General features: G+C 60.9%; 17 protein-coding genes and 1 pseudogene. 12 read left to right on the forward strand and 6 right to left on the reverse strand.

What is annotated here, in order from left to right; all coding sequences use genetic code 11:
• Window positions 1–353 precede the first annotated feature (353 nt).
• Both GV002_RS09255 and galU (GV002_RS09260) read left to right on the forward strand, forming a co-directional pair.
• A complete protein-coding gene (locus tag GV002_RS09255; protein ID WP_160018019.1) occupies window positions 354–1,715 on the forward strand; it encodes a UDP-glucose dehydrogenase family protein in 1,362 nt (453 codons plus the stop codon).
• A gap of 42 nt (window positions 1,716–1,757) precedes the next feature.
• The gene (gene galU / locus GV002_RS09260; protein ID WP_160018020.1) at window positions 1,758–2,597 is read left to right on the forward strand and encodes a UTP--glucose-1-phosphate uridylyltransferase GalU; all 840 of its coding nucleotides are present in this window, start codon (window positions 1,758–1,760) and stop codon (window positions 2,595–2,597) included.
• A 48-nt stretch (window positions 2,598–2,645) separates the two neighbouring features.
• Here the strand turns inward: galU (GV002_RS09260) and GV002_RS09265 are convergent, their stop codons facing one another.
• Window positions 2,646–3,068, reverse strand: coding sequence for a VOC family protein (locus tag GV002_RS09265; protein ID WP_160018021.1), 423 nt, complete (start codon window positions 3,066–3,068; stop codon window positions 2,646–2,648).
• A gap of 72 nt (window positions 3,069–3,140) precedes the next feature.
• Here GV002_RS09265 and gorA point away from each other — a divergent pair, with 72 nt between their 5' ends.
• From gorA to GV002_RS09290, 5 genes and pseudogenes are all read left to right on the forward strand, one after another.
• Window positions 3,141–4,499, forward strand: a complete 1,359-nt coding sequence (gene gorA, locus GV002_RS09270) for a glutathione-disulfide reductase (protein ID WP_160018022.1) — start codon at window positions 3,141–3,143, stop codon at window positions 4,497–4,499.
• Window positions 4,500–4,506: 7 nt separating this feature from the next.
• Entirely contained in the window at window positions 4,507–5,130 is a 624-nt protein-coding gene (locus GV002_RS09275; protein WP_160018023.1) for a trimeric intracellular cation channel family protein, read from the forward strand.
• Between the two features lie 2 nt (window positions 5,131–5,132).
• On the forward strand, window positions 5,133–5,513 hold the full coding sequence (locus GV002_RS09280; RefSeq protein ID WP_160018024.1) for a VOC family protein: 381 nt from the start codon (window positions 5,133–5,135) through the stop codon (window positions 5,511–5,513).
• Window positions 5,514–5,682: 169 nt separating this feature from the next.
• Window positions 5,683–6,546, forward strand: a complete 864-nt coding sequence (galU, locus tag GV002_RS09285; protein WP_160018025.1) for a UTP--glucose-1-phosphate uridylyltransferase GalU — start codon at window positions 5,683–5,685, stop codon at window positions 6,544–6,546.
• 203 nt (window positions 6,547–6,749) lie between these two features.
• A pseudogene (locus GV002_RS09290) lies at window positions 6,750–6,899 on the forward strand (general stress protein); the annotation flags it as partial.
• Window positions 6,900–7,133: 234 nt separating this feature from the next.
• Here GV002_RS09290 and GV002_RS09295 read toward each other — a convergent pair.
• The 4 genes from GV002_RS09295 to GV002_RS09310 form a co-directional block, all read right to left on the reverse strand.
• Window positions 7,134–7,355: a hypothetical protein gene (locus GV002_RS09295; RefSeq protein WP_160018027.1), complete on the reverse strand. Its 222-nt coding sequence runs from the start codon at window positions 7,353–7,355 to the stop codon at window positions 7,134–7,136.
• A gap of 170 nt (window positions 7,356–7,525) precedes the next feature.
• Window positions 7,526–8,500, reverse strand: coding sequence for a lysylphosphatidylglycerol synthase domain-containing protein (locus tag GV002_RS09300; protein ID WP_160018028.1), 975 nt, complete (start codon window positions 8,498–8,500; stop codon window positions 7,526–7,528).
• 379 nt (window positions 8,501–8,879) lie between these two features.
• The gene (locus GV002_RS09305; RefSeq protein ID WP_256667053.1) at window positions 8,880–9,335 is read right to left on the reverse strand and encodes a hypothetical protein; all 456 of its coding nucleotides are present in this window, start codon (window positions 9,333–9,335) and stop codon (window positions 8,880–8,882) included.
• A 12-nt stretch (window positions 9,336–9,347) separates the two neighbouring features.
• Window positions 9,348–9,665, reverse strand: a complete 318-nt coding sequence (locus tag GV002_RS09310) for a hypothetical protein (protein ID WP_160018029.1) — start codon at window positions 9,663–9,665, stop codon at window positions 9,348–9,350.
• A 771-nt stretch (window positions 9,666–10,436) separates the two neighbouring features.
• Between GV002_RS09310 and imuA the strand changes: the two genes are divergently transcribed.
• The 4 genes from imuA (at window position 10,437) to GV002_RS09330 (ending at window position 17,123) form a co-directional block, all read left to right on the forward strand.
• Complete coding sequence (gene imuA, locus GV002_RS09315) at window positions 10,437–11,054, forward strand: translesion DNA synthesis-associated protein ImuA (RefSeq protein WP_160018030.1); 618 nt, start codon at window positions 10,437–10,439, stop codon at window positions 11,052–11,054.
• A gap of 7 nt (window positions 11,055–11,061) precedes the next feature.
• Window positions 11,062–12,471 (forward strand): Y-family DNA polymerase, encoded by a 1,410-nt coding sequence (locus GV002_RS09320; RefSeq protein ID WP_160018031.1) that lies wholly within the window; start codon window positions 11,062–11,064, stop codon window positions 12,469–12,471.
• Window positions 12,468–15,536: an error-prone DNA polymerase gene (locus tag GV002_RS09325; RefSeq protein ID WP_160018032.1), complete on the forward strand. Its 3,069-nt coding sequence runs from the start codon at window positions 12,468–12,470 to the stop codon at window positions 15,534–15,536. Before GV002_RS09320 ends, GV002_RS09325 begins: the two co-directional genes overlap by 4 nt.
• A gap of 333 nt (window positions 15,537–15,869) precedes the next feature.
• Window positions 15,870–17,123 carry an OprD family porin gene (locus tag GV002_RS09330; protein ID WP_160018033.1) on the forward strand — a complete coding sequence of 418 codons (1,254 nt, stop codon included), beginning with the start codon at window positions 15,870–15,872 and terminating at the stop codon, window positions 17,121–17,123.
• A 33-nt stretch (window positions 17,124–17,156) separates the two neighbouring features.
• Here the strand turns inward: GV002_RS09330 and GV002_RS09335 are convergent, their stop codons facing one another.
• Complete coding sequence (locus GV002_RS09335) at window positions 17,157–18,656, reverse strand: PLP-dependent aminotransferase family protein (protein ID WP_160018034.1); 1,500 nt, start codon at window positions 18,654–18,656, stop codon at window positions 17,157–17,159.
• 126 nt (window positions 18,657–18,782) lie between these two features.
• Between GV002_RS09335 and GV002_RS09340 the strand changes: the two genes are divergently transcribed.
• Window positions 18,783–19,988, forward strand: a complete 1,206-nt coding sequence (locus GV002_RS09340) for an NAD(P)/FAD-dependent oxidoreductase (RefSeq protein ID WP_160018035.1) — start codon at window positions 18,783–18,785, stop codon at window positions 19,986–19,988.
• Window positions 19,989–20,019: the final 31 nt, after the last annotated feature.

Raw genomic sequence — 20,019 nt, forward strand, 5'->3', positions numbered from 1 at the left:
AGGCCAACCTCCATGGTTGGTCTTTTTTTTGCCAGTTTTTTGCAACTCAGCCCCGCACACCCACGCTCGCGTAGGCTGGCGAAGCATTACTGGTTGGCTGTCTGGCACGGTCCCATTTCAAGCCTGGGTGTTGAGGCTGGCTGTAGCTGAGCAGTGTCACCGCGCAACCCGCAAGGGGCACGGAGGCGGCTGACGTGCCGACTCTGTCCTAACCATAAGCGCCGAAGATACAGCCACATTGGCTCAATACCTGCCGACAACGGCGGGTGCCTGTCATCATTCTTTCGTCGTTCCGTCATATCGCTGCCACCGCGATTGGTTGCAATCGCAGCATAGGCCGAGAGGATGCTGCGATGCAGATATGCGTGATTGGAGCAGGGTATGTAGGTTTGGTGACGGCCACCTGTTTTGCCGAGATGGGCAATCAGGTGGTCTGCGTCGAGCGAGATGCGCAGCGCGTCGCGATGCTTTCGCGAGGAGAAGTGCCGATCTATGAACCTGGCCTGGAAGCGATGCTCAAGGCGCAACTGGCCGGTGGGCAGCTCAGTTTCACGTCACAGCTGAAGGCCGGCATCCGCCGCGCCGAGGTGATATTCATTGCGGTGGGCACGCCCAGTGGCGAGGACGGTTCGGCCGATCTGAGTCATGTCCTGGCGGTTGCTGACGAGCTGGGTGAACGACTTGATCATGCCTGCCTGGTCGTGGACAAATCCACGGTGCCGGTGGGCACCGCAGAGCGTGTGGCGCAGCGCATCAACGCCGGCCTGGCGCGTCGGGAACAGCGGGCGCGGGTGATCGTGGCGAGCAATCCGGAGTTTCTCAAGGAAGGTTCTGCGGTCGAGGACTTCATGCGCCCCGACCGGGTGATCGTCGGCTGCGATGACGAACGTGGGCGCGAGCTGCTGCGCCGGCTGTATGCGCCCTTTCTGCGCAATCACGACCGCCTGTTGTGCATGGGCGTGCGCGCCGCGGAGTTCAGCAAATACGCGGCCAATGCCTTTCTGGCGACCAAGATTTCCTTCATCAACGAGATGGCGGGTATCTGCGCGCGGTTGGGCGTGGACATCGAGGAGGTGCGGCGTGGCATCGGCAGCGACCGGCGTATCGGTACGCACTTCATCTATGCCGGCTGCGGTTATGGCGGCTCGTGCTTTCCCAAGGACGTGAAGGCGCTGATCCGCACGGCCGAGCACGAGGGCATCGAGCCGGGCATCCTGCGTGCGGTCGAGGCGCGCAATGCGCTGCAGAAGACGCTGCTGTTCCAGGCCCTGCGCGAGCATTTCAATGGTCATTTGCAAGGGCGAGTCGTCGCGCTCTGGGGGCTGGCATTCAAGCCCGGTACGGACGATCTGCGTGAGGCGCCCAGCCTGGTGCTGCTCGACGCACTGCTGACCGCTGGCGCCAAGGTGCAGGCCTGCGACCCTGCTGCCACGGCAGCTGTTGCCGCACGCTATCCGGCGGCCGTGGAGGCGGGGCAACTGGTGCTGAGCGAATCCCCCTATGCCGTCGCCCAGGGTGCCGATGCGCTGGTGCTGGTGACGGAGTGGAAGCAGTTCCGTCAGCCGGACTTCCCGCGTATTCGCGGCGTGATGCGCATGCCGGTGCTGTTCGACGGGCGTAACATCTATGACGCCGATCAGTTGGCGGAGCTGGGTTTTCTCTACCGAGGCATCGGACGGCCCGCAAGCGGCAGTTGTAAGGCCAGCGCGGCTTGATAGACTGGGCGCGCATTCCAACCGTCCCCACTAGGGAGTCCCATGATCAAGAAATGCCTGTTCCCCGCTGCCGGTTACGGCACGCGCTTCCTGCCTGCTACCAAGGCAATGCCCAAGGAAATGTTGCCGGTGGTGAACAAGCCACTGATTCAATACGGGGTTGAAGAGGCACTGGAGGCTGGCCTCAACCAGATCTCCATCGTCACCGGTCGCGGCAAGCGCGCGCTGGAAGACCACTTTGACGTGAGCTATGAGCTCGAACACCAGATCAAGGGCACCGACAAGGAGAAGTACCTGGTTGGCATTCGTCGTCTGATCGACGAGTGCAGCTTCTCCTACACCCGTCAGGTCGAGATGAAAGGCCTGGGCCACGCCATCCTCTGCGGTCAGCCGCTGATCGGTGACGAGCCGTTCGCCGTGGTACTGGCCGACGACCTGTGCCTGAACCTGGAAGGCGATAGCGTGCTGGCGCAGATGGTCAAGCTGTACAACCAGTTCCGCTGCTCCATCGTGGCGATTCAGGAAGTGCCGAAGGACGAAACATATAAATACGGCGTGATCGCTGGCGAGATGATCCGCGATGACATCTACCGCGTCAGCAACATGGTGGAGAAACCCAAGCCCGAAGACGCACCGTCGAACCTGGCGATCATCGGTCGCTACATCCTCACCCCGGACATCTTCGACCTGATTCGCAGCACGCCGCCGGGCAAAGGTGGCGAAATCCAGATCACCGACGCGCTGATGCGCCAGGCCCAGCAGGGCTGTGTGATGGCGTACAAGTTCAAGGGGCAGCGTTTCGACTGCGGTAGCGCCGAGGGTTACATCGACGCGACCAACTTCTGTTTCGAGAACCTGTACAAGACTGGCAAGGCGTTCTGATAACCCTGCAGGTCAACGAAACGCCACCTTCGGGTGGCGTTTTGCATTTCAGGGAATGGGCATTTTCTCCGAGCCGGGGCCGAGCGGCTGGCCGTAGCTGAACTCCACGTAGTTGCCGGCCGGGTCGCGCAGGCCGCAGTAGTAACCGACCGGGTAGGGTTCGTCGCGTGGCGGCCAGATCAGGCAGCCGTCGCTTTCGGCCAGGGCGGCGATGCGGTCGACGTCCTCGCGGCTGCTCAGGGCAAAGCCGAAGTGGCTGTAGTCATTGGCTGCCAGGTTCCTGTTCTGGCCGCCGGGCATGATCACGAAGATGAACTGGTGTTCCTTGCCCGGCTCGGCCATCCAGACGATACGTGTGCCCTTGCCGGGGCGCTCGTGGATCACCTGCATGGCGCAGAAACGCTGGTAGAAGGCGATGCAGGCATCGAGATCCGGGACGTGCAGGGCAAGATGGGTCAGGGTAGGGCGCATGTTCTTCACCTCCGACGTTCAGCTTAGCGCGGGCCTTTACGGTATGCTCCTCGTCTGCCAAGGAGATACCCCATGAGTTACGACTTCGACCTGTTCGTTATCGGCGCCGGTTCCGGCGGCGTACGTGCGGCGCGCTTCGCCGCAGGTTTCGGTGCCCGCGTCGCGGTCGCCGAGAGCCGCTATCTGGGCGGTACCTGCGTCAACGTCGGCTGCGTACCGAAAAAACTGCTGGTGTACGGTGCGCATTTCGCCGAAGACTTCGAGCAAGCCTCGGGTTTCGGCTGGTCGCTGGGTGAGGCGAACTTCGACTGGACGACGCTGATCGCCAACAAGAACCGCGAGATCGAGCGCCTCAATGGCATCTACCGCAATCTGTTGACCAACAGCGGCGTCAGCCTGTTCGAAGGCCATGCGCGCATCGTCGATGCGCATACCGTCGAAGTGAATGGCCAGCGTCACAGCACCGAACGCATCCTGATCGCCACCGGCGGCTGGCCGCAGATTCCCGATATTCCTGGCCGCGAACACGCCATCAGCTCCAACGAAGCCTTCTTCCTCAAGCAACTGCCCAAGCGCGTACTGGTGGTGGGCGGCGGCTATATTGCCGTGGAGTTTGCTTCGATCTTCCATGGCCTGGGCGCACAGACCTCGCTGCTCTATCGCGGCGATCTGTTCCTGCGCGGCTTCGACGGTGCCGTGCGCGAGCACCTGCGCGACGAGCTGAGCAAGAAGGGCCTCGACCTGCAGTTCAACGCCGATATCGCCAGCATCGAGCGCCAGGCCGATGGCAGCCTGGCCGCGACGCTCAGGGATGGTCGCGTGCTGGAGACCGATTGCGTGTTCTACGCCACCGGCCGCCGGCCGATGCTGGATAACCTCGGCCTGGAAAACGTCGAGGTCAAGCTGGACAAGCGCGGCTACGTCGAGGTCGATGACCTGTTCCAGACTTCCACACCGTCGATTCTTGCCCTGGGCGACGTGATTGGCCGCGTGCAGCTGACCCCGGTTGCGCTGGCCGAAGGTATGGCCGTGGCGCGCCGGCTGTTCAAGCCCGAGGAATACCGGCCGCTGGATTACAGCATGATCCCCACCGCCGTATTCAGCCTGCCGAACATCGGCACCGTTGGCCTCAGTGAAGAGCAGGCCATCGAAGCCGGGCACAAGGTGAAGGTCTTCGAGAGCCGCTTCCGGCCGATGAAGCTGACGCTGACCGAAAACCCGGAGCGCACGCTGATGAAGCTGGTGGTGGATGCTGACAGCGACCGTGTGCTCGGCTGCCATATGGTCGGCCCGGAGGCCGGTGAGATCGTTCAGGGCCTGGCTGTCGCCCTGAAAGCAGGCGCGACCAAGCAGATCTTCGATGAGACCATCGGTGTGCATCCGAGCGCCGCCGAGGAGTTCGTCACCCTGCGTACGCCGGTCAGCCGCTGAGGGCAGCATGGAAACGCTTTTCTATGTCGCCGACCTGTTCGGCGTTGCGGTGTTCGCCATCACCGGTGCGCTGATGGCGGGGCGCAAGTCCATGGACCTGTTCGGCGTGCTGGTGATGGCCATCGTCACCGCGCTGGGTGGCGGTACGCTGCGTGACCTGATTCTGGACAACCACCCGGTCAGCTGGATTCGTGACGATACCTACATCCTGGTCGCCTCACTGGCGGCGCTGGGCACCGTGGCCTGGGTGCGCATGACCCGGCCGATTCACGAGAAAGGTCTGCTGATCGCCGATGCCTTCGGCCTGGCCGTGTTCACCGTGTATGGCACCGAGCTGGCGCTGCAGAGCGGTACGCCGATCAGCACTGCGGTGATCATGGGGGTGATGACCGGCGTGGTCGGCGGGGTGATTCGCGATGTGCTGTGCAACGAGATCCCGCTGATCTTCCAGAAGGAAATCTACGCCACGGCCTGCATCGCCGGTGCGCTCACCTTTATCGGCCTGCGCGCTCTGGGCACGCCGCACTGGCTCGATACCGCAGCGGCAATGTTCGCGGTGCTGGCCGCACGTCTGGCGGCGATCCACTGGCACCTGGGGTTGCCACGTTTTCATCTTCTGGACAGGCATTGAACATGATCGAGAGATTGGACCATCTGGTACTGACAGTGGCGGACATCGACATCACCGTCGATTTCTATGAGCGCGTTCTGGGCATGCGTCACGAACGCTTCGGCGCCGGGCGCAGCGCGCTGGTATTCGGTCAGCAGAAATTCAATCTGCATCAGGCCGGGCGTGAGTTCGAGCCCAAGGCGATCAAGCCGACACCGGGCGCCATCGATCTGTGCCTGATCACCCTGTGGCCGCTGGAGCGAGTCATGGCTCATCTGGCCGAGCAGAGCGTGACGGTGGAAGAGGGGCCGGTGGCGCGCACAGGCGCCGTGGGGCCCATCGAGTCGGTGTACTTTCGAGACCCGGACGGCAACCTGATCGAAGTGAGCCGTTATCCCGCATAGCGACGGCTTCTTGCTTGCAGCGGCACCTCGCCATCCGCGTGCTGAGGTCGAGGTGCCGAACTTCACAAAAAGTACAGCAGCGAAACGGCGCTTGCTGAAATATCTTGAACCCTAAAGGTTCTAAACGGGTCAGGTTCTATTACCGAGTCACTCAATTGGTATAGAACTCATGATCAAGAAATGTTTGTTTCCCGCAGCCGGTTACGGCACCCGTTTTCTTCCCGCTACCAAGTCGATGCCCAAGGAAATGCTGCCGGTGGTCGACACCCCGTTGATCCAGTATGGCGTCGAAGAGGCACTGCAAGCCGGGCTCAATGAAATCGCCATCGTCACCGGTCGCGGCAAGCGCTCACTGGAGGATCACTTCGACATCAGCTACGAGCTGGAGCACGAGATCTCCAACACCGGCAAGGAAAAATCCCTCAGCGGCGTTCGTCACCTGATCGATCAATGCACCTTCTCCTACACCCGCCAAGTGGAGATGAAGGGCCTTGGCCACGCCATTCTGACCGGGCGCCCGTTGATCGGCGACGAGGCCTTCGCCGTGGTGCTGGCCGACGACCTGTGCCTGAACCTCGACGGCGACGGCGTGCTGAGCCAGATGGTCAAGCTCTACGAACAGTTCCGCTGCTCCATCGTCGCCATCCAGGAAGTGCCGATGGACGAAGTCTCGCGTTACGGCGTGATCGCCGGTGAGGCGCTGCGCGACGATATCTTCCGCATCGACAGCATGGTGGAGAAACCCAACCCGGAGGACGCGCCGTCGAATCTGGCGATCATCGGCCGCTACATCCTCACGCCCGATATCTTCTCGTTGATCGAACAGACCGAGCCGGGCAAGAGCGGCGAAATCCAGATCACCGACGCGCTGATGAAGCAGGCCCAGCAGGGCTGTGTACTGGCCTACAAGTTCAAGGGCCGCCGCTTCGATTGTGGCTCGGCTGAAGGCTACGTGCAGGCCACCAACTTCTGCTTCGAGAATCGCCACAAGACCCATCCGGTTACTGCCAACCCGCGACTCAAGGCCGTCTGAATGCTTACCCAGGCGCCGAAGGTGCTTGGTTACAGAGAGTTGTGGGGATAGCTGTTGCCGAGCACGACGCCGGCAGCGCTATCGCCGAAGGTGAAAAAAGCCTGAACGACTCGGAGCTGAGCCTGCCTGACTTCAAGTAGGGGCAATAACGCCTCGCGAGTAACTATCAGGAGGTACCAGCAATGGCGACCAGTAAAAATCCGGGTAACTTCGCAAACGATCGTCAAAAAGCATCCGAGGCCGGCCGCAAAGGTGGCCACAACAGCGGTGGCAACTTTGCCAATGACCGCCAGAGAGCGTCCGAAGCCGGTCGCAAGGGTGGCCAGAAGAGCCAGGCAACTCGAAATTCGTGACCACCTGACCAAGGCCCGCATTTTGCGGGCCTTGGTGTTTCTGATTCAGGGGCGCTGCGTCAGGTTGCTATGGCTGTCCGCTGGCAACGACAAAGACTCCTGACTGAAACACTCTGAGCGTCGCCTTCTCGCACCGTCTCGGAACGTCTGTAGGCCCCAGCCTCACGAGCCGTGGATACCTGGCAGGTGCCGCTACCAGCGTGTGACGAGAACCGGAGGAGGGCTGTAGTCTGCTCAGCGCTGGATGCGGTGTGTCGGAGTAGCGCTGTCTTTCTTCGACTGCAAGATGCGAGTGACCTGTACATCGCTGAATTCGCTGGGCCATTCGAAGGTGTGAAGAGCGCTCAAGTAGAAACGAGCCTGGTAGGGCGTGAGTTGCTCGCGGTCGGATTCGACTTCCACGCTGTGCGACTGGTCATGCAGGGTATAGCTGATCAGATGCAATGGCTTGGCCATCTCGTGCCTCCGGTTTTGCTGAATGATGTGAGATAGACCTGCCCAACTCGCTTGCAAGTTCCCGCCATCCGCCGAGTGGTTGCCCGTAGGGTGCGCTGCGCGCAACAGTCCCGGCGCCCTCTGCAGCAGTGCGTATGGCGCACCCTGTGTCAACGCGTCGTTTGCTCTCGCTAACCGAGCTGCGTTTCAACTGGCTGTTCGTTGCGCTTGCGCAGGTTCTTCGCACGTTTTTCCAGCACCGCGTAGGTGACGCTGATCACCAGCAGCGGCAGAAGGTAGTAGAGCACACGGTATGTGATGAGAGCGGCGATAAGGCTGGCCTGGCTGTGCTGGTGCTGTAGCAAAGCGAGAAACACGGCCTCCAGCACCCCGAGCCCGGCGGGAACATGCGCCACAACCGCAGCCATGCAACTGATCAGCAGCACACCAAGCACCGAGGCATAGGTGGCACCTTCCGGTAACAGCCAATAGATCAGGGCGGCCATCAACGACCAGTTGCTTGCGCCGAGGCATAGCTGCAGTAACACGATGCGCAACGAGGGCAGGGTGACGTAGCGCTCGCGAAAGCGCCAAACGCGCTGTCTGGAAAACGCGCAGATGCCCACATAGGCGCTAACCAGCCCAAGCAAGGCAAAACCCAGCAACTGCAAGCTGTTCATGCCCAATGTCCAGTTGTCCGGCAGTTCTATCAGGCGCAGAGAGAAAATCACTCCGGCCAGTGCCATGCAACTGGTCCAGTTGGTCAGAAGGCTGAGGCTGAGGATGCGCGTCACCGTCGAGGCGCTCAGGCCGAGGCGCGTGTACAACCGGTAGCGCATCGCCACACCGCCGATCCAGGTGGTGAAGTTGAGGGTGAAGGCGTAGCCAGCCATCGCCACGAGTATGATCTGGCGCGTAGGCAGATGATGGCGACTGTACTTGCGGCCGAGCAGGTCGTAGCAGCTGAACAGCAGGTAACTGGCTAGCGTAATGAGCGCCCCCAACAGCAGGGTCTGTGCGCTGTAATCGCTGAGTGCCTGACGCACTTCCCACCCGTCCAGATTGCGCGCCAACATGTACAGCAGCGTTGACATGGTGAGAAGAAAGATCAATGTGAGTCCGCGTTTGCCCCAGCGCATCCAGGGGTTCTTCTGAGTACCATTCATCGCGACTTTTCCTTTGTATGTAGAGCCGGCGCGAGAAGGCCTAGCTCCTATGTCCGGTTCCCCTTGCAGGGCAAAATGACCTGCATGCCGCATGACATGCGACGCATGTGTTTTCGAGTGACAGGGTCAAATTGGGGTTCAGGTTTTTATTGTGCTGTAATGACTCGTCAGGTCATCTCGTGATGGCATGAGCTGCCGCACACTTTACGGGCAGTGTTCGACGACTAAGTCTGGGTAATTGCAGGGCAGGGGAGAAGCGGCAAAACTACAACCCTCTTTGTGTGTATCAAGTTCCTAAATGACTAATGACTACGATTACGATTGCCGCAATCGCAGCACAGATAAATGCATTAAATCCGCCAGACGCCAGGGCGTCGAACTAGAAAGAGTGATTCGACCTGATCACTTCGATCAGCATGTTGGCAGGGATATCCGTGCCGGATTCATGCGAAGCGTCACGCCGTATGTCCAGGCAGGTGAGAGTCGAGCGACCGAATTCGAAGGAACCAGGGCGAGCGGTGGCTTGCTCCTCCTTGTCGCAACCCTGGCAGAGCGGATCGATCAGTGTTTTGCTGCGTACCTGATAGCAGTTTGCGTCAATCTCCTTTAAAGATCGCTGCGTGGCCTGGGCACCGGGCTGCGACCGGGAGAACATCACCGCCAGTGTGGGCGGTTGAAAGGGCTGCCAGACCAGCAAAAAAACCAGGCAGGTAGCGCCGGCCACATAAGGCCATTCGTACATCAGCTGGTGCTGATAGGGCATATATCTTCTGATTGTTCTCAGCAGATCTTCGTGCTTGCCGTGGCCCGTTTCCGAGTCGTTGCATCTGGGCATTTGCGCATCTCCTCATTGTTGGGTGAGTTTTCTCATGGCCCATAAGCGAGAGAGACGTGTGCGAAAGATCGGGTCACGCGAGTAGGTAGGCAATTTCGTAGTGCTGCTGTATTTGACCGCTTCTTTGATCGACTTCGCGCCTTTATCCAGAGCCATGTCGAAGTGAATCAAGCGAATGAATTCTTGCACCGGACAGCTGCCATCGAGTACGCGTACCAGTCGCCGTTGTTCATGAACAACGGTCAGTACGACGCTACCGTCCGGTCGGGGTGTCATATCAACTTCGTAATTGGCCAATGCCGATCTGATGTTTTCCAAATCATGTTTCATAGGCATCTCCTTAATCGCACCCATGAAACATAACCGTGAACTCACTGCATACCAACAGTTGGGACGATTGGTAAAAAGAAATTCCAAAATGACATCATTTGCCGAAGTTGTAGAAACATTCTCGGCAAGGCTATCAGGGAAGATGTTTGCGAACCGGTTGCAGTGACCAATACTTTATCGTTCAGACACAGGGCCTTACGCGACAGAACAGGCCAATTGTTTCGCACTGACAAAAAACACTCCGAACCAAATCTGCAGCACCTTGGCTCGAATTGAACGTAGAAGGGATGGGACAAGCCTAGGCAGTGGCGTCGTCGCAGCGGTCTCATGATACGATTCGTAATTTAACATAATATACATTATGCGAAGCTACGGCTTATCCAATGTAGGGCTCTTTGCGCTCGATTTGGCCAGACTGAATCACCCACTTTGGCTCCCAGGCACCTGAAACACCGGGCTTCATCGTTCCCATGATCCATGTACTCCCATGGGAATTGAGACCTTCACGCTTGGTCACTCTCAACCGCATCTGCAGCCAGCGATAAATTCCCGAGACACCATATGGGTTCGCTTCGAGTCAGCGTCTGCACAACACGACAGATCATATGGGTTGGTTGTACGTAGAACGCGACTCCCTGGATCGACACGTGATTTATTCGGCTGACTCGGCCGCGCCTCCGTAACCAGGTTGAGCACCTTATCGTCATTCTCTTGACCCGCGCGTCGGCTCAAATAATACTGTATTCATATACAGTATCTGGTTATTGTCCCATGTCATCCGTGGTCGCGCTTGACCGGTTGATCGACGCTCGTCGTGTATGGCGAGGTCAGGTCGTTTCATCGCCATCAGGTGCCAATTTCTCAACTGGACACCATTTTCTCGACGCCGTACTGCCAGGTGGCGGCTGGCCTAAGGCTGCACTCAGTGAAATTCTCACGACTGCGCCTGGCATCGGCGAGTTGAGCCTGCTGTGGCCGACCCTTGCCAGCCTGACGGTTTCAGGCGAACGGGTGGTGCTGATCTCCCCTCCTCATCTGCCCTACCCTCAGGCCTGGATTCATGCCGGTGTCGATTTACGCCAACTGAGCATCATCCAGGCAGATGGTCGCGATGCCCTGTGGGCTGCCGAACAATGTTTGCGCTCAGGGAGTTGTGGTGCAGTGTTGAGCTGGTTGCGTCAGGCCGATGATCGATCGCTGAGACGTCTGCAAGTAGCGGCTGCTACCGGACAAACCCTGGCTTTCGCCTATCGGCCGCAGGTAGAAGCGACCAATCCTTCACCGGCAGCACTACGACTGGTGCTCGACAGCCAGCCGGCGCAGCTGCGGGTGATCAAGTGTCGGGGTGGTCTACCACCCGCGCAGCCGCTCGCGTTTGCCTGGCATTGAGCCTGCCATGCTCTGGGCTTGCATCTTGTTACCGCAACTGGCCATGGACGGCGTGCAGCGCCACCGCGCCAATCCCTGCGAGCCGTTGGTGCTGCTTACCGGCTCGCCACAACGGCGCGTTCTACAGGCGGTCAACCCGGCAGCCCGAGCCCTGGGACTGAAGCCCGGCCAGTCACTGACTGCAGCGCAGACGCTGACACGGGGGGTTGCCACGGCAGAATACGATCTTGCGGCCATCGAGCGCTGGCAGCAGTTTCTGGCCGCCTGGGCCTATGGGTTCAGTGCCCAGGTCAGCCTGCACTATCCGCGCTGCCTGCTGCTGGAGGTGCAGTCCAGCCTGGGACTGTTCGGTCCCTGGTCGCGTTTCGAAGCACGATTGCGCGCCGAGCTTTCGGCGCTGGCCTTCCAGCACCGCATTGCCGTCGCGCCGAATCCGGCAGCGGCCCGAGTGCTGGTCAATGTCGGTGATGGGTTGATGGCAAGTGATGAGCGGATGCTCAAGCAGATGCTCGATCCCTTGCCAGTGGAGCGTCTCGGGCTATCGGCTACGGTTACCATGGCCTTCAATCGCATGGGGCTAAGGCAGTTGCGGCAATTGTTGGCTCTACCGCGTGACAGCCTGGCCAAGCGTTTTCCTGCCGAAGTGCTACGTCATCTCGATACCCTGTCTGGCCAGCGCCCGTTAGCGCTGGACTTCTTCATGCCTGCGGATGTTTTCGATACTCGTATCGAGCTGAGTTTCGAAGTGGAATCGCATCAGGCACTGCTGTTCCCGTTGCGCCGGCTGACAGCCGATCTGGCGGCTTACCTGGCCTGTCGTGACAGTGGCGTGCAGCGTTTCACCCTGCATCTGGAACACCGCGCGGGTGCCGATACGCAGATACAGGTGGGCCTGCTCAGCGCCGAGCGTGATCCCGGCATGCTGTTCGAGCTGACACGCGGTCGTCTGGAGCATCAGCAGCTACCAGCGCCAGTGCTGGCCGTGCGACTGGAGGCGCGTGAATTGCCGGTCTTTGCGCCGCAGCATCAGCAACTGTTCGACGAGCGTCCACAGCAGAACCAGCCCTGGGAGCAATTACGTGAGCGGCTAAGGGCGCGCCTCGGTGATGACGCCCTGCATGGCCTCGGTGCCAGAGCCGATCACCGTCCCGAGCATGCCTGGCAACATGAACCGACCAACCCCTTGCTGCCTCCCAGCGGCCCGCGCCCCGGCTGGCTGCTGAGCGAGCCCCTGCCGATGCGTGAGGCCTCGCTGCGCATTCTCTCCGGCCCGGAGCGCATCGAGTCCGGCTGGTGGGATGGCGAGGATGTGCGCCGCGACTATTACGTGGTGCAAACCCGTGCCGGTCAGCGCGGCTGGGCGTATCGCACAGTCGGTAGTGATGGGCCATTGCTGCTGCACGGCTGGTTCGCATGAGTGATTACGCCGAGCTGCATTGCCTGTCGAACTTCAGCTTCCAGCGCGGCGCGTCCAGTGCGCAGGAATTGTTCGAGCGCGCGGCAAGGTTGGGTTATCGCGCCCTGGCAATCACCGATGAATGCACACTGGGGGGCATCGTGCGCGCCTGGGAAGCCTCGAAGAAGACTGGCGTAAAGCTGATCGTGGGCAGCGAGGTGGTCATTGAAAAAGGCCCGAAGCTGGTGCTGCTGGCCGAGAACCTGACGGGCTATCAGGCGCTATGCGGCCTGATCACTCGGGCGCGGCGCCGAGCGGCAAAAGGCACCTACCGATTGCTGCACGAGGATTTCGTGGCGCCGCTCGATGGCCTGCTGGCCATCTGGCTCAGCGACGGTGACGCCAGCGCCCTGCCCTGGCTTCGCTCGCTGTTTCCCGAGCGCCTGTGGCTGGGCGTTGAGTTGCACCGCAGCGCGGACGATACCGCGCGCCTGCAGCGCCTACTCGAGCTGGCAGGCGATCACGACCTGCCGGCCGTGGCCTGTGGCGACGTACATATGCATGCCCGTGGCCGCCGCGCCCTGCAGGATTGCATGACCGCCATCCGTCATCATCTGCCCGTGGCTGAGGCCGGCGCCTATCTGTTTGCCAATGGCGAACGGCATCTGCGCCGAGCTGAGGAGCTGGCCGAGCTGTATCCGCCCGAGCTGCTCGCACAGAGCCTGCGTATCGCCGAGCGCTGCAACTTCGATCTCGATCAGCTGGAGTATCACTACCCGCACGAGCTGGTGCCGGCAGGTCATGACGCCACATCCTGGCTGCGCGTTCTGGTGGAGCGTGGCACTGCCGAGCGCTGGCCTGAAGGAGTGCCGGCCAGGGCCCGCGCACAGATCGAACACGAGCTGGCACTGATCGCCGAGCTGGAATACGAAAGCTACTTTCTGACCGTGCACGACATCGTCCGCTTCGCCCGCGAGCAACATATTCTTTGCCAGGGTCGGGGATCGGCAGCCAACTCGAGCGTCTGTTTTGCGCTCGGCATCACCGAGCTGGACCCCACGCAAAGCCGGTTGTTGTTCGAGCGTTTTCTCTCTCGCGAGCGTAACGAGCCGCCGGACATCGATGTCGACTTCGAGCACGAACGGCGCGAGGAAGTCATCCAGTACGTGTTTCGTCGCTACGGTCGAACGCGGGCTGCGCTCACGGCCGTGGTCAACACCTATCATGGCGCCGGGGCGATACGCGACGTCGCCAAGGCTCTTGGTTTGCCGCCTGATCAGGTCAATGCGCTGGCTGACTGCTGTGGCCGTTGGAGCAGCGGCCCGCCAGCGCCCGAGCGCCTGCTGGAGGCGGGGTTCGATCCGCAGAATCCACTGCTCAGGCGTGTGCTGATACTGACTGGCGAGTTGATCGGCTTCCCTCGCCATCTGTCGCAGCATCCGGGCGGTTTCGTCATTTCCGAGCATGCCCTCGATACGCTGGTGCCGGTGGAGAACGCGACGATGGCCGAGCGCACTGTCATCCAGTGGGACAAGGACGATCTGGACAGGGTCGGCCTGCTCAAGGTAGACGTGCTGGCTTTGGGTATGCTCAGCGCACTGCGCCGTTGTTTCGGCCTGATCGAGCGCTACCGCGGCACACAGTGGACGCTGGCCACCCTGCCCAAGGAAGACCCGGCCACCTACGCCATGATCAGCCGTGCAGACACCATCGGCGCGTTCCAGATCGAGTCCCGTGCGCAGATGGCGATGCTGCCACGACTGCGTCCGAACACCTTCTACGACCTGGTGATCCAGGTGGCCATCGTCCGTCCGGGACCGATCCAGGGTGACATGGTGCATCCCTACCTGCGTCGGCGAAACGGCGAAGAACCGATCGACTATCCCTCTGATGAACTCAAGCCGGTCTTCGAGCGCACGCTCGGCGTGCCGCTGTTTCAGGAGCAGGTCATGGAGCTGGCCATCGTCGCTGCCGAGTACACACCCGGCGAGGCGGATGAACTACGCCGCAGCATGGCCGCCTGGAAACGTCATGGCGGGCTCGAACCGCATCGTCAGCGGCTGACCTCGCGCATGCTGGAAAAGGGTTACACGCAGGCATTCACCGAGCGGATCTTCCGCCAGATCGAGGGCTTCGGTAGTTACGGTTTTCCCGAGTCGCACGCGGCCAGCTTCGCCCTGCTCGCCTATGCCAGTTGCTGGCTGAAGTGCCACGAGCCCGCTGCCTATGCCTGCGCGCTGGTCAACAGTTGGCCGATGGGCTTCTACAGTCCGGATCAGGTGCTGCAGGATGCACGGCGACATGATGTCGAAGTGCGTCCCGTGGACGTGCGCTACAGCGACTGGGATTGCAGCCTGGAGCCCGATGAACATGGCGAGCCGACCATCCGCCTGGGGCTGAGGATGATTCGTGGCATGCGCGAAGACGATGCGGGCCGTATCGAACAGGCGCGCCAGTGCGGCGCATTCCGTGATGTCGAAGACCTCAGCATACGTGCATGCCTGGATGCATCGGCGCGCGAGCGATTGGCCGATGCAGGCGCACTCTCCGGCCTGGTTGGCCACCGCTACCAGGCGCGCTGGGCGGTTGCTGGCGTCGAGGAGCAACTGCCTCTGTTCGCTGGCGTGTCTGCGCCGAGTGAAGAAATCCTGAGTCTGCCTGCACCATCGCAAGGAGAAGACCTGCTGACCGACTATGTCACGCTTGGCACCACGCTCGGTCCGCATCCTCTGGCCCTGCTGCGCCAGGCGCTGCGCGCGATACGCTGCAAGAGCTCGCGGGAGCTACAGGCAGTCGAGCACGGCCGGCCTGTCAGCATTGCCGGTCTGGTGATCGGCCGGCAAAGGCCGCAAACCGCCAGCGGCGTCATTTTCGTCACCCTCGAAGATGAGTTCGGTCTGGTCAATGTGGTCGTCTGGCACGACCTGGCCGAGCGGCAGCGACGGGTTCTGGTGCAGTCGCAGATGCTGCGCATCGATGGCCACCTGGAGACCGTCGACGGTGTGCGCCACGTGATCGCCGGGCGTCTGACGGACATGACGACTATGCTGACGGGGCTGGATATACGCAGTCGGGATTTTCACTGAGCCGTCGGCTGCACCACCAAGCATTGTACGAACGCAAAAAAAAGCCGCACTGGATCACCAGGCGGCCACAAGTCGTCTTAACCAAAGGAGATGAAGTGGAGCCAGAGCGTCGGCTTCCGGGAGAGATGCAAAAGCCGCCACCCCTGGAATCTTCATCGGGGAGAAGCCTACCCCCGCTCGCTGCCAAGCCCTCATCGAAGAAGTCGATAGTGATCATCGACCACCTTCAGTAGTGCCTGTAACGTCTCGGTGATATTTATGAGCGGTCCTTTTGGACTGGGCCTTGTCTCGATGCGAGGCCTGACAAGAAAACATACCAACACCGGAGCACTCATGTACAAGAAGCACTGTCTCGCGCTGGCTTGCGGCCTCGCGCTTGGCGGGCAGTTGGCCCACGCCAGCAGCCAGTCCGAAGCCAATGGTTTCGTCGAGGACGCCAGCCTCGATCTGTTGCTGCGCAATGCCTACTTCAACCGTGATTTCAAAGACAACACCAACGATGCGAAAACCTGGGGTCAGGGTTTCATCGCTACCTTCGAGTCCGGTTTTACCCAGGGCACCGTCGGCTTTGGCGTCGATGCTTTCGGCCTGCTCGGGGTCAAGCTCGACAGTGGCCGCGGCCGCAACTATCGCCCCTTCTTCGATACCGACAGCGAAGGTCGCCCAGTAGACGAGCTGTCCCAGGCAGGCGGTGCGGTGAAGCTGCGCATCTCCAATACCGTGATCAAGTACGGCAACCAGTTCCCTTCCCTGCCGGTTCTGGCCCATGACGACACTCGTCTGCTGCCACAGTCTTTCACCGGCACGCTGGTCACCAGCAACGAAATTGAAGGCCTGGAACTGAATGCAGGTCGTTTCACTGCTGACAGCCCGATGGGTGACTCGGCACGCGATCCCAACCGACTCAAGAGCATCGATGTGCTCGGTGGCAGCTACGCTGTCAGCGACGATCTGAGCCTGGCGCTCTATCACGCCGACCTCGAGGACATGTACAAACGCTATTACGCCAACGTCAATTACAACCTGGTGTTGGCCGCCGAACAGGCGTTGAATTTCGACTTCAACATCTATCGCACCAAGTACGACACCGGTTCCGTGGCAGCCCTGGATTACGGCGGCGATGGCAAAGGTGACCGCAACACCATCTGGAGCCTGGCGGCCAAATACAGCATTGGCGCCCATGCCTTTATCGTCGCTCACCAGCGCAACAGCGGCGATGCCGGATTTGCCAAAGATTATGGCGACGGCGGCGGAACCATCTATGTGGCCAACTCCTACTACTCGGACTTCAACCTGAAGGACGAGCGCTCCTGGCAGGCCAGCTACGAGCTGAACTTCGCCGAGTACGGTGTGCCGGGTCTGCGTTACAAGTTCGCCTACGTACGCGGTGACAACATCGATACCGGTAGCGACAACAATGGTACCGAACGCGAGATCTTCAACCAGATCGGCTACACCTTCCAGAGTGGCGCGGCCAAGGATCTGCACCTGCGCCTGCGCAACTCCATCTACCGCTCCAGCACCGACGTAGGGCCGGATCTCAACGAGATTCGTGCCTTTGTCGAATACCCGCTGAGCATCCTCTGATGGTCGCTGCCCCGGCCTTGGCCGGGGCAGTTCTCAGCCGCGCAGGATCTGCGCAACTGCCCTCGCGGCATCCTCGATGGCGCGTTCCTCATAGGGTGCAAAGCCCATTACCAGTCCCGGCCCTCGCGGATTGACGCAGTAACGTGACAGCGGTATCGCATCGATACCGGCAGCCTGCAGACGGCCAAAAGCATCCTGTTCGGTCTCTACCTGCAAACGACAGGCGATATCCATCCCAGCACGAATTTCCGGCACCTCGATCAGCCCTTGCCAATGCTTGTGCGCAGCTTCGGCGAAGGCATCGGCACGTGATGCGTAGATCTTGCGCATGCGCCGCACATGGCGGTCGAAATGCCCCTCATGGATGAAGTCGGCCAGCACGGCCTGCGCCAGGCTGTTGGCATGGCGCGACATTAGTGCAGATGCACGGGTGAAACTCTCCATCAGATGCTCAGGCAGCACCAGATAGGCCAGGCGAATCGAGGGGAACAGCAGTTTGCTGAAGGTCCCGGCCATGATGACCGAGTGCTCGGCACCCGGCATGGAGCGCAACGCTGGAATGGGCTTGGCGATGAAACGGTACTCGCTGTCGTAGTCGTCTTCGAAGATGTAACTGCCCTGCTCCGTCGCCCACTTCAGCAAGGCCAGGCGGCGTGCAGGCGACAACTCACCGCCCAGTGGTGCCTGGCGTGAAGGTGTGACGTAGGCCAGTCGTGCACCAGGCGCCGAACGTATGCCCTCTTCCACTCGCAAGCCTGCTTGATCCACCGAAACGTCCACTCGCGTCACTCCAGAGATGTCCATCAACTGCCGTGCGCCGGGATAACCCGGATCTTCCATCCACACCTGAGAGTCGCCTGGTGCCAGCAAGCGCAGGCAGATATCCAGGCCTTGTTGCACGCTGCCGAGCACCAGGATGCGCTCCGGCGAAACCTGTACCCCGCGAGCGATGGCCAGGTAGCCGGCGATGGCTTCACGCAGCTCGGGCAAGCCTGCCGGGTCGGCGTCGAGCAGCATTGTCAGGCGCGAGCTGCGCAACTGCTGCGTGTGCAACTTGCGCCACAGGTCGATGGGAAAGGCGTTGATATCGCCACGGTGAGGAAAGAACGGACGCACCCCGGTTGGCGGCGTTCGCCGAGAGAAGATGGGCTCGATCTCGGCCAGACGCCTCAGCCAAGGCGTGTCAGGTGCCGCGCGCTTCTCTTCCACCTCGGCCACCACCTTGCGCCGAACGTATCCCGCGTTCAACGTCGGGTCCGGCAATACCTCGCTGACGCGCGTACCACTGCCGGTCCGAGCTTGCAGGTAGCCTTCGGAAAGCAACTGCTGATAAGCAGCCTGCACCGTCCCGCGTGCCAGGCCGTAGTACTCGGCCATGGAGCGAGTACTGGGCAGCTTGCTGCCAGCGGGCAGGCGCCCGCCCAGAATCGCGCGGCGCAGCGACTCGTATAGCCATCCCTGCAGGCTGACTCCCTCCTCCGGCGTTCCCAGCGGCAGAAAGACCACTTGCGGTGGGGTTTTATCGAGTGGCATAGGGCCTCTAAGTGGACTAGTTATTTTTGCAGATACTGGATCAATACCCTGATCCAAAACAACCACACAATCGATCCCGTAGCCAGCCAACACTTCTTTTCTTCAGCGACTATGGGAATTCACGATATGAAACAGCAGATCCTGATCATCGGTGCCGGCTTCGGCGGTATGTGGAGTGCGCTGAGCGCCGTTCGCCTGCTGGACCAGCACCAGCGCCTGGACGTCGCCGTTACCCTCCTCGCTCCGCAAGCGGAACTGCGCGTACGCCCGCGTTTCTATGAAAGCGACCTGGCCACCACCGTTGCCCCACTCGGCCCGCTTTTCGATGCGGTCGGTGTGCAGTTCGTCCAGGGCAGCGCTACGCGTATCGATGCCGCAGGCAAGCGAGTCATCTACCGTGACGCGAGCGGCGCCCAGGCCGAACTGAATTTCGATCGGTTGATTCTGGCCTCTGGTAGCCAGGTCGCCCGGCCTCCACTGGCCGGTATCGACCGCTTCGCCTTCGATGTCGACAGCCTGGAGTCGGCGCAGAAACTTGAAGCCCATCTGCAGAGCCTACGCGACAAACCGTCCAGCCAGGCTCGTAACACCGTGGTGGTGGTCGGCGGTGGTTTCACAGGTATCGAAACGGCCACGGAAATGCCGGCGCGGCTGCGCGCCATTCTGGGTAAAGGGGCCGATGTGCGGGTGATTGTCGTCGACATGGGCAAAAAGGTCGGCAGCGTCATGGGCGAGCAAATCGCCTCGGTGATCGCCGAAGCCAGCGACACATTGGGCGTGACCTGGAAGCTCGGTAGGCCGGTGTCGATGGTCGATGAGCATGGCGTCCAGCTCGACAACGGCGAACGTATCGAAGCCAGCACCGTAATCTGGACCGTAGGGGTTAAAGCCTCACCGCTGACGCAGCAGATCGATGGCGAGCGCGACGCCTTTGGCCGCCTACACGTCGACCGCAATCTGAAAGTACTCGGTCAGGACGCCATCTACGCCACCGGTGATACCGCTTATGCCGCGGTGGATGATCGTGGCAATCACGCGCTGATGACCTGCCAGCATGCCATCGCTCTCGGCCGCTCCTCTGGTAATAACGCGGCAGCCGATTTGCTGGGTGTCGAGCCGATTCCCTACAGCCAACCCAAGTACGTCACTTGCCTGGACCTGGGCGCCTGGGGTGCAGTGTTCACCGAGGGCTGGGAGCGCAAGGTGGTGCTGACCGGCAAGGAAGGCAAAGAGCTGAAAACGCAGATCAACACCCAGTGGATCTACCCGCCGGAGGCCAAGCGTGAGATCGCCCTGGCCGCAGCCGACCCGCTGATTCCGGTCGTCGCCTGACGGGTGAAAATGCCCAGGGCGCCGGCAGCCC

This window comes from Pseudomonas sp. 8O (assembly GCF_902506495.1).
Classification (GTDB): Bacteria; Pseudomonadota; Gammaproteobacteria; order Pseudomonadales; family Pseudomonadaceae; genus Aquipseudomonas; species Aquipseudomonas chaetocerotis.

What these genes read in the sequence shown, in the direction of transcription:
- GV002_RS09255 (WP_160018019.1), top strand. Translation starts at nt 354, where the DNA reads ATGCAGATATGCGTGATTGGAGCAGGGTATGTAGGTTTGGTGACGGCC.
- galU (WP_160018020.1), top strand. Translation starts at nt 1,758, where the DNA reads ATGATCAAGAAATGCCTGTTCCCCGCTGCCGGTTACGGCACGCGCTTC.
- GV002_RS09265 (WP_160018021.1), bottom strand. Translation starts at nt 3,068, where the DNA reads ATGCGCCCTACCCTGACCCATCTTGCCCTGCACGTCCCGGATCTCGAT.
- gorA (WP_160018022.1), top strand. Translation starts at nt 3,141, where the DNA reads ATGAGTTACGACTTCGACCTGTTCGTTATCGGCGCCGGTTCCGGCGGC.
- GV002_RS09275 (WP_160018023.1), top strand. Translation starts at nt 4,507, where the DNA reads ATGGAAACGCTTTTCTATGTCGCCGACCTGTTCGGCGTTGCGGTGTTC.
- GV002_RS09280 (WP_160018024.1), top strand. Translation starts at nt 5,133, where the DNA reads ATGATCGAGAGATTGGACCATCTGGTACTGACAGTGGCGGACATCGAC.
- galU (WP_160018025.1), top strand. Translation starts at nt 5,683, where the DNA reads ATGATCAAGAAATGTTTGTTTCCCGCAGCCGGTTACGGCACCCGTTTT.
- GV002_RS09295 (WP_160018027.1), bottom strand. Translation starts at nt 7,355, where the DNA reads ATGGCCAAGCCATTGCATCTGATCAGCTATACCCTGCATGACCAGTCG.
- GV002_RS09300 (WP_160018028.1), bottom strand. Translation starts at nt 8,500, where the DNA reads ATGAATGGTACTCAGAAGAACCCCTGGATGCGCTGGGGCAAACGCGGA.
- GV002_RS09305 (WP_256667053.1), bottom strand. Translation starts at nt 9,335, where the DNA reads ATGCCCAGATGCAACGACTCGGAAACGGGCCACGGCAAGCACGAAGAT.
- GV002_RS09310 (WP_160018029.1), bottom strand. Translation starts at nt 9,665, where the DNA reads ATGAAACATGATTTGGAAAACATCAGATCGGCATTGGCCAATTACGAA.
- imuA (WP_160018030.1), top strand. Translation starts at nt 10,437, where the DNA reads ATGTCATCCGTGGTCGCGCTTGACCGGTTGATCGACGCTCGTCGTGTA.
- GV002_RS09320 (WP_160018031.1), top strand. Translation starts at nt 11,062, where the DNA reads ATGCTCTGGGCTTGCATCTTGTTACCGCAACTGGCCATGGACGGCGTG.
- GV002_RS09325 (WP_160018032.1), top strand. Translation starts at nt 12,468, where the DNA reads ATGAGTGATTACGCCGAGCTGCATTGCCTGTCGAACTTCAGCTTCCAG.
- GV002_RS09330 (WP_160018033.1), top strand. Translation starts at nt 15,870, where the DNA reads ATGTACAAGAAGCACTGTCTCGCGCTGGCTTGCGGCCTCGCGCTTGGC.
- GV002_RS09335 (WP_160018034.1), bottom strand. Translation starts at nt 18,656, where the DNA reads ATGCCACTCGATAAAACCCCACCGCAAGTGGTCTTTCTGCCGCTGGGA.
- GV002_RS09340 (WP_160018035.1), top strand. Translation starts at nt 18,783, where the DNA reads ATGAAACAGCAGATCCTGATCATCGGTGCCGGCTTCGGCGGTATGTGG.